This is a genomic window from Paenibacillus sp. MABNR03 (genome assembly GCF_050455445.1).
GTDB classification, from domain to species: domain Bacteria; phylum Bacillota; class Bacilli; order Paenibacillales; family Paenibacillaceae; genus Paenibacillus; species Paenibacillus xylanilyticus.
The window spans coordinates 155,707-175,106 of the sequence record NZ_JBCIYR010000001.1 but is presented as its reverse complement, the minus strand read 5'-3'; the positions used below and the strand labels follow the sequence as shown (position 1 = coordinate 175,106).

Genomic DNA, 19,400 nt, shown 5'->3' with positions numbered 1-19,400 from the left:
CCAGATCCCTGCTTTCTATCAAACTTTCTTTTACATAAAGAGCATCCTTCGCCTTTGAATCTGCGGATACTAACAGCATCATATTTGAACATTCAAAAAAAGTAGTACCTCATCGAAATGAAGTACTACTTGATGTCTAGCTATTATTGAGAGATGATCTCTCTTGCTTTGTACGTTCCGCACACTTTGCACACGTGGTGAGCAAGCTTCAATTCGCCGCATTGTTCACATTTCACCATGCCCGGTACAGCCAATTTAAAGTGAGTGCGACGTTTGTCGCGACGCGTCTTGGACGTTCTCCGTTGAGGTACTGCCATTATTCCCACCTCCTTATCAAAATCAACCTTTACAGGTAGTTGTTACACTAGATTTTCATTTATGCTCATTTAAAAAAATCCTTGAGCCCTGCAAGCCGCGGGTCGATAACTTCGTTATCACAACCGCAGTCACCCTCGTTCAGCTCATGGCCACACTTAGGGCACAGCCCTTTGCATGTATCGCTGCATAGCGGTATAAACGGCAGGTGCAGCAGAAAAGCTTCCTCGGCATATAGCTTCAGATCAATGTCCTCTCCATCCACATAGACAGTGTCATCATCTTCAGGCAAGTCCTCCGGCTGTTCTCCCTGCTTGAATTGCTCATGAAAATCAATATGAAGATGTTCACTAATCGGCTTGAGACAACGTGAGCACAACATGTCCACTCCTGCTGTCAATTTGCCATGAACATCCACCACGCCCCCCGTTGCTTGTTCTGCAGATAAATCCGCAGTCAGCGGGGTAACGGCTGTGATATCTTGTCGGTTAGAAATCAGTTCTTGAATATCCCACTGTTCATTAAACTGCAGGGGCCGATCACTGATAGCCACTTTGCGAAATGGCAATAACATTTCCCATCACTCCAAACGAAACCAATTTCATAATTCATGTCAAATGCATTACGGCAGTTATACAGATCAAGTCTGATGGTTGTGCACTTCATATCTTGACTGTATGTATTCTGACGCTTCATCGTTAAAAGTATTATGAAATTGACTTAACAAACAAAAATCATTATACCGATTTTCCAAGACGTTTGTCAACACTTTTAACTTTACACCCTTTTTGAAAAGAAAGATACCCGGACGACAAAATCTCTCCTCCGCATTATAAACTTTCTTTCTTACATACGACAAGGTATTCGTTCCGAATGGTGTTTTCGGACACATTTCTTTAATGATTAGTGTGATGTAGATCACACGAACCCTTTTTCACTCTACCTATACTTGTCATATGCCGATACGGCAGAAGGACGGCGCAGGTTATCCAACTAGTCAATCCATTTATGGGAGGAAATATCCATGTTAAACGAAAATACAATTAAAGTAATCAAATCTACTGTACCTGCACTTGAAGTCCATGGTGAAGCCATTACAAGTCATTTCTATAAAACGATGTTTACAAATCACCCTGAACTGCTGAATATTTTTAATCACGCCAACCAGAAACAGGGACGCCAGCAGGCCGCCCTGGCCAATATGGTTTACGCTGCCGCCCTGCATATCGACAATCTTGCCGCAGTTCTGCCTGCCGTCCGACAGGTCGCTCACAAACATCGCAGTCTCGGCATTGCCCCTGAGCAATATCAGATCGTTGGCACGTATTTGCTGAAAGCCATCAAAGATGTGCTTGGTGATGCTGCAACCGACGAGATTATTGCAGCGTGGGCTGAAGCCTACGGTGTCATTGCGAGTGTTTTTATCGATATGGAGAAGGAATTATACGAATCGACCGAAAATCAAAGCGGTGGCTGGGAGGGTTTCCGTTCCTTCCGGGTTGCGAAAAAAATAAAGGAAAGCGAAATGATTACTTCCTTTTATTTGGTGCCAACGGACAGCAAACCTATAGCCGCATACCAACCCGGACAATATATTAGCCTCCGGATGAAACCTGAAGGGAGTACCTACACCCAGATTAGACAATACAGTCTCTCCGACGCTCCAGGCAAGCCTTATTACCGTATTTCGGTTAAACGTGAGGGTGCGCTGGCTGATCGGCCGGATGGCGTTATATCGACGTATCTGCATGATCATATTGCGGAAGGGGATGTGGTCGAGCTGTCTGCTCCTGCGGGCGACTTCACACTCGAAACGGAAGATTCACGCAATGTGGTGTTACTAAGTGGCGGCGTTGGACTCACGCCGATGATCAGCATATTGAATACCCTTGTCGCCAGCCATGCCCAACGTCAGATTACGTTTATCCATGCAGCCCTAAATGGTGAAACCCACGCTTTCCGTGACCATGTAAATACATTGACAGAACAACATGAGGATATACAGACATTTTATTGTTATACGCAGCCTACTCCTGATGATCGCGCAAAATCGCGTTTTCACAAAGAGGGTTACATTGATGCAGCCTGGCTGTCCCAGATTATCCGTCAACCGCTTGGCTCCAATTATTACCTGACCGGTCCCATCCCTTTCATGCAGGCTGCTTATGCGGCTCTATGTGAGATCGGCGTTGCACCTGAGTTTATTCATTATGAGTTCTTTAGTCCCAAAACAAACCTGATTCCTGTAGCGGAAGGCATTTAATTTTACTCGAAGCAAATGATGTAGGATCAATAGAAGTCCTCTCAAAGGCACTGTGCGTATTCATTGAATGCGACATGGTGCCTTTTTGGGCAGCTTCTTATCCCTACTCATTTGAATAAGGATGCCCTTATCCCCTATTATTGAACAAGACCCGCTGCTTGACGAAGCAGCAATGATGACAGCCATCTACCCGGTATACATACCAGGACGTATTGTAGATACTTCATTTTAAGCGAAAGGAGCACCTGCTGATGAAAGCCGTTGGTGTCATTGTTGAATATAACCCGCTGCATAACGGACATGTCTATCACTTGAGTGAGGCCAGGCGGCTTAGCGGAGCAGACGCCGTTGTGGCCGTAATGAGCGGCCCTTTTCTCCAACGCGGGGAACCCGCCATTGTGAGTAAAAGGGCTCGCACCGAGATGGCGCTGCATGCAGGCGCCGATCTGGTCATTGAGCTGCCGGTTGCTTATGCAGTACAACCGGCGGAATGGTTTGCCTTCGGTGCGGTCTCGCTGCTGCACCGAACCGGGGTCGTGGACTCGCTCTGCTTCGGCAGCGAGTCCGGCGACCTGGACAGCCTGCAGCGCATTGCGCGCGTGCTGGCTGTGGAGCCCGCAGGGCTGCGCGAGGACATCGCGCGCCGCCTGCGGGAGGGCGCCAGCTACCCCGCCGCGTACGCAGGCGCGGCGGCGGCGCTGGCGCCCGGCGGCGTCGATGCGGATGCCGCCGCTGCACTGCTGGGGCAGCCCAACAATTCGCTTGGGCTGCACTACCTGATCGCGCTGGAACGACTGGGCAGCGCGATCCAGCCCTTGACGACGGCACGCACAGGTGCCGCGTATCATGAGGCGACGCCCGGACCGGGGGCGATCGCCAGTGCAACCGCCGTCCGCCGCCTGCTGATGGCGGACGGGCCCCAAGCCGCCGCGCCGTACGTGCCGGCGGCAACCCTTGCCATTCTGCAGCGTGAATGGCAAGCGAGGCGCGCTCCCGTGCACTGGGAGCGCTTTGCTCAGCCGCTGCTGCACATTGCGGCGACCCGCCGTGCCTCCGAGCTGGCAAATATCGCCGAAGTCACGGAAGGACTTGAGCATCGGCTGATCCGCACTCTTGCTCAGCTCCCGGAACCATCAGTCGAAGCATTGCTGAACGCGCTTAAGACCAGGCGGTACACACGCACCAAGCTGCAGCGCATGTTGACCCATGTTCTGCTTCATCATGCCAAGGCAGAACTCTCAGCGGAGCAACTAGCCGAAGGCCCGGGCTATCTCCGTGTCCTTGGATTTAATGCACAAGGCCAAGGTCTGTTGAAACACATGAAAACTGTCTCATCCCTGCCTGTAGTGCTCAAACCGTCCAACTTCATACACAACCAGCTGGAACTTGATGTACAGGCACAGGCAGCCTATGCCCTTGCATATGAACAGAGGGACACACGAGCCATGTATAGTGACTATTATGAGCCGCCTGTCCGGTGCTAAGCTTTATATGAGTACCCTATCTATTATCGTTACACCAAAAATCCCCTATGTCGTGTCGTTTATTCAAACGACCGTCATAGGGGATTTCATTTTCTTTACTCGGACTTCGTATATCCAAATTATAAAACAACCTTTATGATTTGGCAGACAAGGTTTTCAGATATGCCAGGGCATCATCCACCGTACTCACAGGAACCAGCTTCATCTTGGTGCCAATCTGCTCCGCTTTGGCTTCCGCTTCCTTGTAATTCTGTTTTGGAACAAAGAAAATTTCTGCGTCTTTGCGGTCCGCAGCCACGATTTTGTGCACCACGCCACCAATCGCGCCGACCACACCTTCCTTGGTGATGGTACCCGTCCCGGCAATTCGGTGACCTTGAGTCAGATCTCCGGGAGTAAGCTGATTATAGATCTCCAGCGTAAACATTAATCCCGCCGAAGGGCCACCCACCTGCGTATCCGTGAAGGTAATCTGTTTATCCGGATCCTCAGGTTTCACTTTCTGAACGGCTCCGATCATCACACCCAAACCAGGTCTGGTTTCACCCGTTTTGCTATCTTTCACTTCGATCAGCTTCACTTCACGGCTAATGGTTTCGCCTCCGCGTTCCAATTGCATTTCTACCGTATCTCCCACTTTTTTATCCTTCAGCTGGGCAGATAATACAGTATTGTCCGGTGTAGCTGTTCCGTTCACACCCAAGATAATGTCGCCAGGGACGATGTCTCCCTGCGGTTTCGGATCCTCCGACAAGCCAAACACAAAAATATGTTCGGGAACAATGGAATACTTCACACCCGCCTGCTCATAAGCCGCTTCCATGGCGGAGGATTGGGAATCGCTCATAAACCACACCTGTTCGGCAGAATACTCCGCTTCGCTTTTCCCTTGCAGCCGATCTTCTTTTTTGTCAATTTGAGTATTCCGATTAAACAAGGATGTTCCAAGCAAAAACACATTGGCATACGTTGCCGACACCGTCGTCATCATGAATACACCATGTTCCTCCTGGTCCCCATCCTTTACCGTGACCATCGGTTTTACTTCATCAGCACTGCCAGGCATATAAATGATATACGGCGTTGGCATATAGACTGCAACATAGACAACCAGAGCCACCACGATCACAAAGATCGAAGCTCTGAATCCGCCAGATTTTCGAATCCGATTCATCGCATGAGCCCCCGTTCTTTGCGTTTATTCCATAATTATAAGTCTAACACCCTCATTCTCCAGCATACAATGGTACAGGCCGGATAGGCCTCATTATTCAGTCGCTTGTCCGGTCAAGGCCGAACCGTCCCCCGGACGTCATTCGGCCGTCCAGTTCGACTACGAAGCAGCCGAAAAAACGGCGCTATTCCATATGAGGTGAAACAATGTCAATGCAGACTGAGGTTACAGGCTCCAATCCGATGCGAACGGTACTGCTAAGTGCCGGCGCTTTATTACTGGTCGTCGCTGTCGTTGTATCTCCAAAGGATGCCTTCGATGCCTCAATTCAGGGATTGGACATCTGGTGGAAAATTATTTTCCCGGCGATGCTTCCGTTTTTAATGTTGTCGCAAATGCTGACTGCATTTGGTTTTACGGACGCTTTCGGCGTCTTGCTTGGACCGTTAATGCAGCGGTGGTTTCGCCTCCCCGGCCAAGCTGGACTGGCCATTGCTGTTGGCATGTGCGGCGGATTTCCTGCAGGGGCCGACACTGCAGCCCGTTTGGTACAGGATCGACAAATAACCGGCAAACAGGCAAGTGTTCTGGTCGCTGCAGCACATTTCGCCAATCCGATGATGATCATCCTGGTCTTGGGTGCCGCTTTTCTTCACCTGCCTGCTGCCGGATACTTCCTGCTTATGGTTCACTGGATCAGCGGCTGGATTGCCGCAATGATTGCCATCCGGCTCGTCCCCGGTCATCCGAAAGGGGGCGCCGAACTTCATCATCCAAAGACTAATCAGCGCCATGGGCTCTGGTTTCAAATGATGACCGCAGCCAGAGAAGCCCAGGCCCGTGATGGACGTGGATTCGGCAAATTGTTGGGTGACACTGTGTCCCATGCTGTACAAACTCTAATGATGACCGGGGGTTACATGATTGTTTTTGCGGTTTTTGTACGACTGTTAGGTCTATATATAACGCCCGGCACTTCAGTAGCCCTGTGGCCTGCTGTGCTCGAGCTGCATTTGGGCACATACCATTTAAGCCAAACCCCGTGGGCACCCGTGATCATCATCTCCCTGATTGCCGCCGTTCTTGGCTGGGGTGGATTGTGCTCGCATTTGCAGGTTTCTGCTGTTCTGAAATCGGCCGGGATTGCCTCCAAGACCATGATCTATTTTGCAGGTGTCCGGTTGATTCATGCATTGATTGCCTTTTCTCTAAGTGTTTTCCTTTGGGCACCCTTTAGTCGCTACGGCACAGAAGTGTTGAACACGTTCTGGCCCTTTAGGAACACGGATGTGATAACTCCAACCCTGCTGCCGATGCAATCCCAGCTTGATGGGAACCATGCTTCAGTGGAGACTCTGTGGAGCAGCTTCCCGGCAGTCTGCATCGGACTTGCCATGATTGTTGCCGTTATGATCAGCCTGTCCGGCCTGACCTTTTGGTTTAACCGCCGGTTTTCTCGCTGATTTTCCGGCGAAGTGCAGTTTCCACCTCAGGAGACACCAGATCGGTTACGTCTCCATGGTAATGGGCAATTTCCTTAACAATACTGGAACTCAAATACGAATATTTGGGATTGGTCATCATAAATATCGTTTCCGCATCCGGATTCAGCTTGCTGTTGGTGGAAGCGAGCTGCAGCTCATACTCAAAATCAGTCACGGAACGTATGCCGCGTACGATGACTTGAGCTTCCTTTTGCCGAACATAATTAGCCGTCAGATCACGGAAACTATCCACTTCCACATTAGGCAGATGACTTGTTACTTCCGTGATGAGAGCCTTTCTTTCCTCCACCGTAAACAGCGGATTTTTACTCATATTATTCAATACAGCCACGATGACGCGATCAAATTGCTTGGATGCTCTGGCGATAATGTCCAGATGGCCCATCGTTACGGGATCGAAACTTCCCGGGTATACGGCAATCCGTTCCTGCCTGTGTATCATTTCAGTCATGAGGAGCCTCCTCTTCTTCTATGCTGGTTTCTCCATCTTCAGTTGTACCGGGTACATATTCATAGATGGATACAGCCGTCTCCCCATACACAGCCTTGCGCGTTTGTTCAAACGGGCCAAATTGCTCAGGGTAACTATATTTGGATTCATATTCAAGCACGATCGTCGCTTCCGGTTCAAGCAGTTCCAGTTCATGCATGGTCAGCATCAACTCATCCCCGTTTTTCATCCGGTAAGGCGGATCTAGGAACACCAGATCAAATCTTGTGGTTCGCTTAGCAAGTGCCTTTAATGCACGACCTGCATCATTACGATATATGGCTGCCTGATCCTCCAGCTTGGTCGCTTTCAGATTGGCACGAATCACTTCAATACTTTTGGATTCCAAATCAACAAAAACAGCCTTGTCCATGCCGCGGCTCAGCGCCTCAATTCCGAGACCACCACTACCCGCAAACAAATCCAATGCTGTGCCGCCCTCAAAATAAGGGCCAATCATGCTAAACAGCGCTTCCTTCACCTTGTCGGTGGTCGGACGTGTTCCATTGCCAGGAACAGCCTTCAGCGGTCTGCCTTTCGCACTCCCAGATACCACTCTCACTGATGAGTCACCTTTTCTCTCTATGTAAGTTTATTGATACAGCTATCGTACCACACTCCAGTTCAGTTTGAAAAATAGTCCGTCTCCATCATTTCAAAAAATTGTTGACCGATTGTTTACGCATATGTATAAAAAGGAAACATTCCGGCCATTCTATAATTATCGACATCACAAGTGTCGTAGACAACCGCGGAGAAGACTTACGTTTCCCCATAAGCTCTTCGTCCGGTTTCTCCTCTCCCATGAAAAAGAAGCTCTCGAAAGAGGGCTTCTTTTTGTTTACTTTTAAATATGTATTAGAACCGATAACCCAGACTGTATACCTTCCTCAAAAAGGTGCAACAGCTTACTCCACCTCATCGTCTAAGTCGGGCTCCAACCAGCCTATTTTCTTCAGCCAATCTTCCATGTCACTCAGAAACTCTCCGGTTCCAGATGTGCTATCTTGTATTTTTTAAAATTCTCACTCAAAAAAGCAACCCAGCTTCAAAGTAATCCTCCTCCTTGGTCCTCCGGTTATCCATTGTTGTTCATCTCCCGGTATTTCCGATTGGAACGCCGCAAGTTAATCATTGAGACCAACAGAAGAACTACGGGTAGCAGCAGATGCCAAGTCTGCTTAACAATCATCACAATGCCGAAGAACACAATCGCCAGCCAAACCAGAATTTCAATAGTCTCAACTTTGGTTATCGTACGCCTAAACGCTTTTTTGGAGATGAGACGAATCAGGTAATACGCGAGCAAAGCATAAAACACGCCCATGCCAAGTATCGCAATCAGAGCGATCAGCATCTCCATGAACATTCTCCTCTCACCTCCAAATTCGTTCACATTTGGTTTCTTTATTTTACCTTATAAGAAAAAGAGTGTCTTATCTTGGACTCCAAGAAAAATTTTGCGTTTCCAAGTTATTTTTCTTCCGTAATAACCGTTGCGTTGTAAATCACAACACGTTTCCCATTCAGATCAAATAGAACCTTATTTCCATATTCTGTGTCCTGCACATCAATTTTCCCCTCATACGTCTGAATCATTTCCCCGGAATCGCTATACACCTTGACAACACGTTCGAGACCACCGGAGTTGTTGGATCTCATCGTTTTCAACGCCCGTTCACCTGAAGCCGTATTGAAATACCAGATGAAACATCCCACAATGATGCCCAGTACAGCCAGTATGCTGACCCATACACCCGTTTTAGCTTTTCTGCTCATTAAGAGGCCCCCTCTTTCATTTCATGTTCCGTACAATACGAAACAGGTTCGATAGCGGTTTCATGGAATTACTCTTGCGCGTCCATTTCTCCATAGCAAAACAGAGGTCATCCGATACACGGAGACCCCTGTTCTACATTTATTAGGATACGACTGTTACAATGAACGAATGACAAATTCGAATTCGAGTTCGCCGTCGGATGAGATGCGATATTCCGGATGAACCGGGGCACCCCAGCTATCGTCACCGCCAACACCCATCTGTTTGCCTGCTACCGTAACCACCGTGTAATGTACTGGTGGCAGCTCGTATGCATGCTGTGCGTTCTCCAGTTCAAATGCCGTATACGGAGATACATTCAGCTCCACCGGAGCTGCAGAAGCTTCGATTTTAAAGCCGCGTCCTGCATCATCCGTCAGTTTTGCCCAGCGTACTCCCGTACGGTTACCCGATTCCTGTGGCACCAGATATGGCGCAACGGTATCAGCCACTTTGCTGCCGTGGATCCCCAGACGTGCACCAAATGCACGATCCGCATAGTTTTCTTCAGGTCCCATCGCCAGCCATTCCACGTTCCCGAATTCCGGTGACGTCTTGAAGGACAGGGCATGAATCGGAAGATTTGGCAATCCAGCCGTTCCTCTGTAGGCGTTATGAACATGCACACTTCCGTCCGCACGTACGGTATAAGCCACTTTTACTTGCACATCTGACGAAATGTTGAGCTTGTACGTGAATTCGATTCGATATTGATCCGGTTTCTGTTCCGCCTTCCACTCCACACATCTTGGCAGCAGACTAGCCGCATACCATGCACCAAGCTCGAAGCCCATGGCTGTCCCTTTATCGTTATCCGTCGTTGCCCGCCAGAATAATGGTGCCGGAGGCTGAGCAATCGTCTCCAGGCCCGACAGCTTGAGTGATACCAACGTTCCGAAGGCTTTGGAGAATAGAACATGGGTATGGCCTACACGAACACCAATATTCACGTCTCCTTCAACCACTTGAATCTCATTCTTCAGATTCGGATCATCTCCAGCTGCTGCATTTGAATCAACCTGATCCTGGGTGAAAATATACTGGCCATACGCAACCTCGTCACCTTTATCTGCCCACAGCGTAGCCGCTTTTAGCACAAAAGCAGTATTGACTGCATATTCGCCGCCAGCCAGAGATGCTGTACCCAGTGGAAGTTTAACAACCTTCTCGCTTTGAGCAGGCACATTTACTTCCAACGTTCCGCGCAGTACTTCATGGCCCTCGCGTTCCAGGCTGTATACCAATTCCAATGCAGATGTATCTGCGAACAAGTTGCTGTTGACGATTTTTACCCCTTCACGATCCGGGAACAGCTTGATATTTTGATACAGGAATTTCACTTCCTGCATTTTGGCGGTTACCTTGCGATCTGCGTGCACGATGCCGTTTCCACAGAATGAATAGTCGGAAGGACGGTCTCCGAAATCTCCGCCATACGCAAGGAACTCCTTGCCATAACGATCTTTCTTGTAAATGGATTGATCGATGTAGTCCCAGATGAATCCGCCCTGATACATCGGGTACTTGTCTTCCAGTTCCGTATATTTGTGCATGCCACCGATGGAGTTTCCCATGGCGTGCATGTATTCGCAGCTAATATATGGTTTCTCCGGATCAGCATTCAGGAATTCCTCAATGTCAGCCGGCTTGGCATACATACGGGATTCCATATCACTCGTCTCGTTGAAGCGACGGTCATGGAATACCCCTTCATAGTGAACGAGTCGAGTAGGATCGTATGATTTGAAATACTGCGACACTTTATAGATCACTTCGCCACCATGAGATTCATTACCACAGGACCAAATTAGAATGGATGGATGGTTTTTATCCCGTTCCACCATGGATACCGCACGATCCATAACGATATCATGCCATTCCGGACGATCTCCCGGGATAACCCAAGAAGGTTCAACAGCACCCAGCTTCTGCCAGGAACCATGGGTTTCCAGGTTCATCTCGTCAATGACGTACAATCCATATTCGTCACACAATTCATACCACAGGCTTTGGTTTGGATAATGTGACGTACGAACCGCATTCATATTGTTTTGCTTAATGGTACGCACATCCCAGAGCATGTCCTCTTTCGTAATGGCACGACCCCGGCGCGGGTTGAACTCGTGACGATTGACTCCTTTGAACACAATGCGCTTTCCGTTAATATGCATCACTTTATCGATCATTTCAAACTTGCGGAAACCAACGGCCTGAGGCACCACTTCCAGCAATTCTCCTGCCGCGTTATATACACGGATATAGAGACGGTACAAATATGGAATCTCTGCACTCCACAGATGGACTTTGCCGATTTCCTCACTGATATTCACCAGATCATCGCTAACCTTTGATCCAAATGTTTTTACCGTTGTTCCTTCGGCATCCCGCAGCTCGGCTTCCACTCGTGCTCCGGCCGATGCTTTACCCTCCAATTTCAGATCCAGGTTCAGCGTACCGTTTGTATAGGACTTGTCCAGGTCCGTTACGACCCGTACGTCCCGGATATGCGCTGCGGGTACCGTATATAGATATACGTCTCTGAAAATGCCGGAGAAACGCCAGAAATCCTGATCTTCCAGCCAGCTGCCTGTGCTGCGTTGATATACTTCCACAGCCAGTTTATTCTCTCCATCCTGAAGAAACGGAGTCAGATCGAAGTCCGATGGCGTGAAGCTATCTTCCCCGTATCCGACAAACTGTCCATTAAGCCATACATAGAATGCCGACTCTACCCCCTGAAAGGAGATATATACCGGACTGTTCTGCCACCCTGAAGGCAGATGGAATGTACGAATGTAGCTACCTACTGCGTTCTTGTCCTGTGGCAGTGCCGGAGGACGCAGTTCATTCAGTCCATCCCAAGGGTATTGAGTATTTACATATTGGATCTGGCCGTAACCCTGAAGCTGGATGTGCCCGGGAACTTCAATGTCATCCCAGCCTTCACTGGAGAAATCTGCTGTGTAGAACAGTTCTGGTCTGCAATCGGGACGAACAGCATAATTGAATTTCCAGGTTCCGTTCAGGTCATAACGCATCTTCATGGTACCCGAAGCCTGCGCCTCCTCCATAGTATGGTAATAACGATGATCCGAGTAAGCGTTTAAACGATTAACCTCAAAAACGCTTACATCTCCCAACCAGTTGATATCTGCTTGTGTTGCTTTCATCGGCTCTCTCTCCCTCTGGTACGAATGTATAGTATGAATTATTCAAGATCCAATCCCCTATTTCCTCTTCCATAAACAAATAGAAAGACAGAGGTACACCATCGCTGGTGTCCTCCTCTCTCTTTCTGCATCAGTCTTTTCAGATGACATCCACTATTCCATTATTTCACAGAACCAACCATACCTGCGACAAAATGTTTCTGCATAATGAAGAACACTAGTGCGGTTGGCAGTGTAGCAATGACAATCGCTGTCATGATTACCCCATAATCCGGTGAGTAACTTGAACCCAGGTTGGAGATCAACAGCGGAATCGTCTGTTGATCCGGTGTCTGCAGCACAACGAGTGGCCACAGGTAGTTGTTCCAGCTGCTCATGAATGTAATGATTGCAGCTGCCGCATATGTTGTTTTCATTGTAGGCATGTAGATCTTCAGGAAAATGCCCAGTTCGCTCAGACCATCAATCCGGCCTGCTTCAAGCATCTCTTTCGGGAACATTTTGGTGTTCTGACGGAAGAAGAAGATCAGGAACGCAGTCGTAATGGTTGGCAGAATGACTGCAGCCATCGTGTTAATACCGATAAATGGTGCAAATCCGGAGATCGTCGCAAACATCCGATAAAGTGGAACCATCAATGCTGCGAACGGAATCATCATGGAAAGCAATAGAATGTTGAAGACGATATCACGGGATTTTGTACGATACACTTCAAATCCGTAACCTGCCATGGAACCAATCAACAGGGCAAGCACGGTAGAAATAATGGACACAATCGCCGAGTTCCCCAGTGCCTGTACCAGGTTCGTCGTATCCAGCAATTTGTTAAAGTTATCAAGGAATACCGAACCAGGAAGCAGTCTGCCTTTGGTTACGTCTACCGAAGCATTCGTCGAGCTCACCAGCATCCAGAAGAACGGGAAGATGGATATGAAGGCCACGATGGATAGGAACACATAGGTAAAGATCCGTTTTACTTTGTTCTTAGCCATTTTTCTCACCTGCCACTTTAAACTGGATGATGGACAATACGATAATCATCAGCACGATGGAATACGAAACGGTTGCCGCATATCCAAAGTCCGGTGAATACTTGAACGAAAGGTTATAGATGTATTGCGAGATAGACATCGTTGCATTACCTGGTCCACCCTTGGTGATGTTCATAATCTCATCGAATATTTGGAGTGTACCAATTGTCGATGTAATGGATGTGAACAAGATAATCGGTTTGAGCAATGGTACGGTAATTTTGAAAAATTGCGTAAATGCATTTGCACCATCAATTCGTGCTGCTTCATAGATGGATTGATCAATATTCTGCAGAGAAGACAGATAGAAGATCATGTTATATCCGGTCCAACGCCAAGTAACGGCGATTATGATCGTAATTTTAGCCCAGAACGGGTCGGTAATCCATTGAATCGGTTCGGCAATCACATGCAGATTCATCAGGAACTGATTGACCATTCCATCTGCAGAGAACAAGTACTTGAATACGACCGAGTATGCAACCAGCGAGGTTACACAAGGTAAAAAGATGGCAGTACGGAAAAAGCTGCGGAAGCGCAGTGTGCTGTCATTCAATAAAACGGAAATAAACAATCCGAGAATGATCATGACGGGTACTTGAATGATCAGATACAAAAATGTATTCGATACGGCCGTACGGAACGTTGTATCGATGAACAACCTTTTATAGTTATCGAGCCCCGTAAATTCAAGATTGGCACCCACGCCAGACTTGAAAGATAAGAGCAGTGCCTGCAGCATTGGATAGAAGTAAAATGCAACGATCCCAACGACAGCGAGCAGAATAAAAGCCCATCCAGTCAAATTATTTTTCTTTTGGAGACTGTCTCCTGTACTCATGGCTTTCACAGTATGGCTCCTCTCTCTCCATGCAACATGGATAGAACCCATGGAGCCTTCCACCGATGTCCGGTCGGCTGTTTGCTTCGCCAGACGGTGGAACGGCTCCGATGCTTCCTTGGGTTCTATAAGTTACCGTGGATCATCTTAGTTTAATTGAGCTTCAGCTTGTTTTTGTGCATCAGCCAGAACGTCGTCGATCGCTTTGCCGTTCAGGAAGTTTTGCATTTCAACAACCAGAATATCCTCGATTGCATATGTGTTGATACCGTAATTTACGCTTGGAATTTCTTCAGTCCATTTTGCAAAGTCTGCAAAGACTTTTTGTCCACCGAAGAACTCGTCAGCTTTGTCAAAAGCTTCGCCTTCAGTAGCCGGTTTGTATGTTCCGATTGCACCGATACTATTCAACAGATCTTGATACAGTTGTTTGTCAGAACCAAATGTTTTACCCAAGAAATCAGCTGCTTGTTCTGCACCAGGAACGTTGTTCATGACATAAAACGAGCTGCCACCCAAGTTGGATGCATGTACGGAATTGGCTTGCCCCGCCATTTTAGGAAGTGGAGCTACTGCCCATTGTCCGGACTGGGATGCTTCTTGACGAACCGATGGTGTAATCCAGTTTCCTGTTGGAATTGTAGATACGTCTCCGTTGTTAAACGCTGCCACGAATTGGCTCCAGTCAGAGTTCAGTTTAACCACGTTTGCATCCATCATTGCTTTGTATGTTACAAATGCTTCTTTCAGTGCTGCATTGCCAGCCAGGTCAGGTGTTTTACCATCTTCCTTGGAGTACCAAGAACCTGCGGATTGAATCATCATACGGATCAGACCCAGGTCATTGGGATCAAGCGTAATCAGATCTTTGCCTGTTTTGGCTTTTACGTCTTTACCGATTTGGATGTAATCATCCCAAGTGATATCTTGCAGATCTTCAGCTTTGTAACCTGCTTGCTCCAGCAGATCTGTTCTGTAGTAGAGACCTGTTACACCAGAGTCAAACGGAACACCATATTGTTTGCCATCAAAAGCCGTTGGCCCCAATTTGTAATCTGCAAAATCAGAAGCCGTAAAGTTGGAAGACAAATCTTTGAAAGCATCAGGATAAGCGTTAAGGAAGCTTTGTGAACGGTAATCTTCAATCAGTACGATGTTAGGAAGACCGTTGCTTGTTCCCGAGTTCAAACCTGTGTTGAGCTTTTGGATAATATCATTTTGCGCATATTCAACAATGTTGATTTTCAGATCAGGATGATCTTTTTGGTATGCTTCTTTTGCTGTATTCAATGCAGCAATGTTGAACGATGGGTCCCAAGCCCAGATCGTAATCTCATTGGATGCTTGCTCACCCTCGCTTGCCGTGTTGCCTCCCCCACCGGAAGAACATGCGGACAACAGCAGGACAGTAACGAGCATCAATACCCACATTTTTTTCAAATCATTCAACTCCCCTTCAACCTCTTTGTGTGTAATTTGTTTGCGTTTTCTGAAAGCGGTTGCTTTCGATGTAATCATCTTATCATTCCCAAATCGGCATTCGTTAGTAATAATTTTGTACGGATTTGTCATCTTATTGTCACAATGAAAACCTTTACAGAAACCGCTTGCATTAAATTTGGTTTTTTGTAATTCCTTTTGATTTTGAATTTTATTGAGCCAAATATTTTACCATTTAAGAAAAACTACGCTCTTTTCACAAAACAAAAAAGCCTTTCTGAAGGAGGGCAGCTCCACAGAAAGACTTGATCTATTGGTTAACGCTATGGATTTCCGTCATGATCTCCTGATCGGTTTCTCCTCAGCTTGTAATTAATGGGAGTGTAACGGTAACTCTGGTCCCTTCTCCCGGTGTACTCATGATTGTCACACCATAGGGCGCTCCGTACAACAGTTCAATCCGGTCATGCACATTGCGAATGCCAATGCCGCTGAACAGCTGCCGGTTGTTTTTCGGATTAGGCAGGGATTCTCCCATGGAAAACCCTTCAATTCCGTCCCCATTATCCATGATTTCGCAAATAAGCGATTCTCCTGCCCGTGAAACCAGAACATGAATCGTGCCTGTCTCTTTCCTGTTAAATGCGTGGAAGAAGGCATTCTCAATAAACGGTTGAATGACCAGTTTCGGGACATGGTAGTGATTACAATCGGGCGCGACATAGAAGGCAGCTTTAATACGTCCTCCGTAACGGACATGATTAATGAAAACATAGTTCTTCAGATTCTCCACTTCCTGCTCTACCATGACCGTTTCACTTACATCGCTGATTGTATTCTGCAGCAACGCAATTAGGGCGTTAATCGTCTCGGCTGCCCTGTCCTTGTTCCCTTGCTGTACCAGTACCTTCACCGAAGCCAGCGTATTATACAAGAAATGAGGATTGATCTGGCTTTGTAATGCTGCGAGCTCTGCATTGCGCTGTTCCCGCTGCGTTAATACAAGTTGGTCCACATAATCATGAAGTTCATCCAGCATGTAATTGTACGCATGACCAAGCTGCCGGCTCTCGTAACTTCCACTGACCGGAATGTAATTATCCAGATCACTTTTCGTAATATTGGACATTTGCTTCACGAGCCTGCGCAGCGATTTCGTAATCTGGTTGGTGATCAGGAAGACCAGCACAAGGGCACCTGCCACAATGGCTGCACAGATCAGAGCGATGGTTTTCATATCAAGCAACTGCCCCATTGCCAGATCCTTGTCCACAACATTAATAATATAGAACCGATAAAACGGCAAATACTCAGACAGAACTACGCTGTCCTGCTCCATCACCTTGGCGTTAATTCCATTGCTGCTTTTCATGCTCATTTGTCTCGCATAGGACAGCAGATCCAGCTGCTTCGTACCAATCCATTCCTCCCGGTTGGAGGAAACAATCTCGCCACCTTCATTCAGGATGACCACATCATTGCCCCTGCTTGTGAAGCTGCTGTAAAACTGACGAAACACATTCTCTCTCATGGTCACATAGAGCGTTCCGTAGATCCGGCTTTGGGTCCGGTCTGTCAGCGCTTTGGTAGCCGAGATCATCTGCTGGGTGCCCACGTCGGTATCGGTCCGGTAATCGTCAAAAATCAGTCGATTCGGTGTATCAACAGCTTCGATCGTAATCGGCAGTTCTTTCAATTCCTCTACCGACATCTTCAGATGGGATCGATCCGTAGAATAGGTGCGCCCGTTAATTCCACTAATCGTAATCCCTACCTCGTAGGATTCAGTAATGGATTGGATGCGATCCATTGATTCTCTCATATTGTAATAGGACTTCGCCATCGTGAGGGAATCTCCCTCTCCTTCAGACAGATAGCCGCGAATCGCCCCGCTTTGGCTTACATTGTTGGAAACCGCTGCAATCGCATCATTAAAGGATTCAAAATTGGTTTTAATCTGGCTGAGCACCTTGGAGTTCGTGATGCTGAATGTCTCGGTAAACAGATTCGTCGACATGTGAATGGTGGTCCATAGAATAAGTACGGAAACGAGAATGATACTAATCACCATGACGAGAAACAGTTTGGGAAACAACCCGAGACGCGATAATCCGTTCATCCATTTCTTCATGAGATTTTCCTTCTGACTTTATGCCCAGAACTTCCGCCGGTATCGGCTTGGTGACAGTCCGGTAAATTTTTTGAACACCTTGCAGAAATAGCTGTGGTCGGAATAACCCACCATACTGCTGATTTCGGAAATGGTAACATCATCCGATCGTAAGAGTTCCTCTGCCTTCTCAATGCGGATTTTATTCAAATATTCATTGAATCCTTCCTTTTTGTGGGATGAGAAGTAACTGGATAGATACGATGGATTGAAATGAAAATGCTTGGCGACTTCAGCAAGACCGAGCGGCTGGTCATAATGCTCATGCATATATTCAAGCAGCATCTTCATATTCGGATCACTGCGTTTTCCTCCATCTCCGGCCGTGCATTCCTGAACCTCAAGCATAAACTGGTCCAGCACATTCATGACTTCACCCAGACTGGCTGCCCCATCCACATTTTTGAAGTAGGTATACTTGCTCTCTTCCAGCGCCGAAGACTGTACATCCATATCAGCGAGCGTAATCGTTACGTTGAAGATCAGATTGCCCAGAAAGGATTTGATTTCAAACACATCCGCAATATAATCACGTCCGAGAGTGAGCGCATGCTCTCTCAGATAATCCCTCGCCGCTTCAGTGCGATTCCGTTTCACATGCTGCAAAAACATATTGACATTAAACTGATAGCCAGCTGTATGCAGCGGCGGAAGTTCACTATAGACAAGTATGGAGCGGTCCTCATAATAAAAGCGATATTCCATTAACTTAATCAAATGATTCCGGTACACGTCACCCATCTGGTTGAATGAATTAAAGCTATCACTTAGAACCCAGCTGGGTCCTGTAATGCCAGCCTCATTTTCCAATGCCATCTGCTTGATCCGCCCGACCATCCAGTCATCTTTGGCAGGGTCTACATTCAGGAGAAATATAGGCAATTCACTCTCAGCCGGTACCATAGCGCATTCCACGTCGGCAAGGTAGCTTCGCAGCCTTTTTTCCATCTCATCCTTGTCCGAAATCGATTGTGTTCCGCATACGAGGAGACGAAAGCAGTCATGTGGAAACGTGTCCCTGACCATAGCCATATCGTTTTCGTCTTCCAGCGCAAATCCGGATATCATCTTTTCCATGAACTGTCCGAGCTTCCAGCCTTCATGAGAAGGCTCGTATTGTAATTCGGGAATTTTCCCTGCCGTTCGCTGCAGCACCTGAAGCAGCTCGTTGGTATCCAGCTTTGGTTTCAAAATATAATCCGCGGCTCCGTGCTGGAGTGTAGAACGTACATATTCGAATTCACTGAAGCTGCTAAGTACAATGACTTCAATTTGTGGCTGACTGGCTTTTAGCGTACGCACAAATGCTTCACCGTCCATAATCGGCATCACGATATCGGTAATGACAATGTCAGGCTTCAATAACCGCACCTGTTCCAGCGCTTCTTCACCATTGGACGCTTCTCCGACAATCTGGAATCCTTCCGACTCCCAGTTCATATGATGCTTGATCCCCTGTCGTACCAGAAATTCATCGTCAACAATCAGCACCTTGCACAACCGGTTCATGATCGCGACCCCCTTGTCTCATCTTTCCTCTATGTCTCTACAGGTTATACCTTTTTTATATCGGATATAACGGGACCCCAGTGTTAGCGGTTACAACAATTTTAAAGTTTTGTACCTCTCTTTATATCCCATAATCATAGTTAAATCAATGGAAATTGAAAGCCAGCGTCTGCTCTAAATTAATCGACT

Annotated in this window: 16 protein-coding genes; 3 read left to right on the top strand and 13 right to left on the bottom strand. The window is 47.4% G+C overall.

The genetic code is table 11. From position 1 onward, the window contains the following. Window positions 1-143: 143 nt before the first annotated feature. Together rpmF and AAIH57_RS00655 are read right to left on the bottom strand one after the other, a co-directional pair. Window positions 144-317, bottom strand: coding sequence for a 50S ribosomal protein L32 (gene rpmF / locus AAIH57_RS00660; protein WP_090923906.1), 174 nt, complete (start codon window positions 315-317; stop codon window positions 144-146). 65 nt (window positions 318-382) lie between these two features. Further along, complete coding sequence (locus AAIH57_RS00655) at window positions 383-889, bottom strand: YceD family protein (protein ID WP_175396100.1); 507 nt, start codon at window positions 887-889, stop codon at window positions 383-385. 450 nt (window positions 890-1,339) lie between these two features. Here AAIH57_RS00655 and hmpA point away from each other — a divergent pair, with 450 nt between their 5' ends. Both hmpA and AAIH57_RS00645 read left to right on the top strand, forming a co-directional pair. Beyond that, window positions 1,340-2,578 carry an NO-inducible flavohemoprotein gene (gene hmpA, locus AAIH57_RS00650; protein WP_430020238.1) on the top strand — a complete coding sequence of 413 codons (1,239 nt, stop codon included), beginning with the start codon at window positions 1,340-1,342 and terminating at the stop codon, window positions 2,576-2,578. Window positions 2,579-2,829: 251 nt separating this feature from the next. Further along, window positions 2,830-4,062, top strand: a complete 1,233-nt coding sequence (locus AAIH57_RS00645) for a nucleotidyltransferase (protein WP_430020237.1) — start codon at window positions 2,830-2,832, stop codon at window positions 4,060-4,062. Window positions 4,063-4,195: 133 nt separating this feature from the next. Here AAIH57_RS00645 and AAIH57_RS00640 read toward each other — a convergent pair whose 3' ends face one another. Further along, the gene (locus tag AAIH57_RS00640) at window positions 4,196-5,236 is read right to left on the bottom strand and encodes a SepM family pheromone-processing serine protease (protein WP_175396103.1); all 1,041 of its coding nucleotides are present in this window, start codon (window positions 5,234-5,236) and stop codon (window positions 4,196-4,198) included. 206 nt (window positions 5,237-5,442) lie between these two features. Between AAIH57_RS00640 and AAIH57_RS00635 the strand changes: the two genes are divergently transcribed. Continuing rightward, complete coding sequence (locus tag AAIH57_RS00635) at window positions 5,443-6,699, top strand: nucleoside recognition domain-containing protein (RefSeq protein WP_175396104.1); 1,257 nt, start codon at window positions 5,443-5,445, stop codon at window positions 6,697-6,699. Here AAIH57_RS00635 and coaD read toward each other — a convergent pair. The 10 genes from coaD to AAIH57_RS00585 all read right to left on the bottom strand — a co-directional run bounded on the left by coaD (window position 6,677) and on the right by AAIH57_RS00585 (window position 19,211). Continuing rightward, window positions 6,677-7,183, bottom strand: a complete 507-nt coding sequence (gene coaD / locus AAIH57_RS00630) for a pantetheine-phosphate adenylyltransferase (RefSeq protein ID WP_175396157.1) — start codon at window positions 7,181-7,183, stop codon at window positions 6,677-6,679. The two genes, AAIH57_RS00635 and coaD, sit on opposite strands and share 23 nt — an antisense overlap. Window position 7,184: 1 nt before the next feature. Continuing rightward, a complete protein-coding gene (gene rsmD / locus AAIH57_RS00625; RefSeq protein WP_430020236.1) occupies window positions 7,185-7,793 on the bottom strand; it encodes a 16S rRNA (guanine(966)-N(2))-methyltransferase RsmD in 609 nt (202 codons plus the stop codon). A 516-nt stretch (window positions 7,794-8,309) separates the two neighbouring features. Beyond that, complete coding sequence (locus AAIH57_RS00620; RefSeq protein ID WP_175396106.1) at window positions 8,310-8,594, bottom strand: hypothetical protein; 285 nt, start codon at window positions 8,592-8,594, stop codon at window positions 8,310-8,312. A 110-nt stretch (window positions 8,595-8,704) separates the two neighbouring features. Then, complete coding sequence (locus tag AAIH57_RS00615; protein WP_175396107.1) at window positions 8,705-9,010, bottom strand: hypothetical protein; 306 nt, start codon at window positions 9,008-9,010, stop codon at window positions 8,705-8,707. 156 nt (window positions 9,011-9,166) lie between these two features. After that, window positions 9,167-12,220: a glycoside hydrolase family 2 TIM barrel-domain containing protein gene (locus tag AAIH57_RS00610; RefSeq protein WP_430020235.1), complete on the bottom strand. Its 3,054-nt coding sequence runs from the start codon at window positions 12,218-12,220 to the stop codon at window positions 9,167-9,169. Between the two features lie 161 nt (window positions 12,221-12,381). Then, complete coding sequence (locus tag AAIH57_RS00605) at window positions 12,382-13,212, bottom strand: carbohydrate ABC transporter permease (protein ID WP_175396109.1); 831 nt, start codon at window positions 13,210-13,212, stop codon at window positions 12,382-12,384. After that, a complete protein-coding gene (locus AAIH57_RS00600; protein WP_175396158.1) occupies window positions 13,205-14,092 on the bottom strand; it encodes a carbohydrate ABC transporter permease in 888 nt (295 codons plus the stop codon). The genes AAIH57_RS00605 and AAIH57_RS00600 overlap by 8 nt, the downstream gene beginning before the upstream one ends. 147 nt (window positions 14,093-14,239) lie before the next feature. After that, window positions 14,240-15,532 (bottom strand): ABC transporter substrate-binding protein, encoded by a 1,293-nt coding sequence (locus AAIH57_RS00595; protein ID WP_175396159.1) that lies wholly within the window; start codon window positions 15,530-15,532, stop codon window positions 14,240-14,242. A gap of 361 nt (window positions 15,533-15,893) precedes the next feature. Beyond that, entirely contained in the window at window positions 15,894-17,663 is a 1,770-nt protein-coding gene (locus tag AAIH57_RS00590) for a cache domain-containing sensor histidine kinase (RefSeq protein ID WP_175396110.1), read from the bottom strand. A gap of 18 nt (window positions 17,664-17,681) precedes the next feature. Then, window positions 17,682-19,211: a response regulator transcription factor gene (locus AAIH57_RS00585; protein ID WP_175396111.1), complete on the bottom strand. Its 1,530-nt coding sequence runs from the start codon at window positions 19,209-19,211 to the stop codon at window positions 17,682-17,684. Window positions 19,212-19,400: the final 189 nt, after the last annotated feature.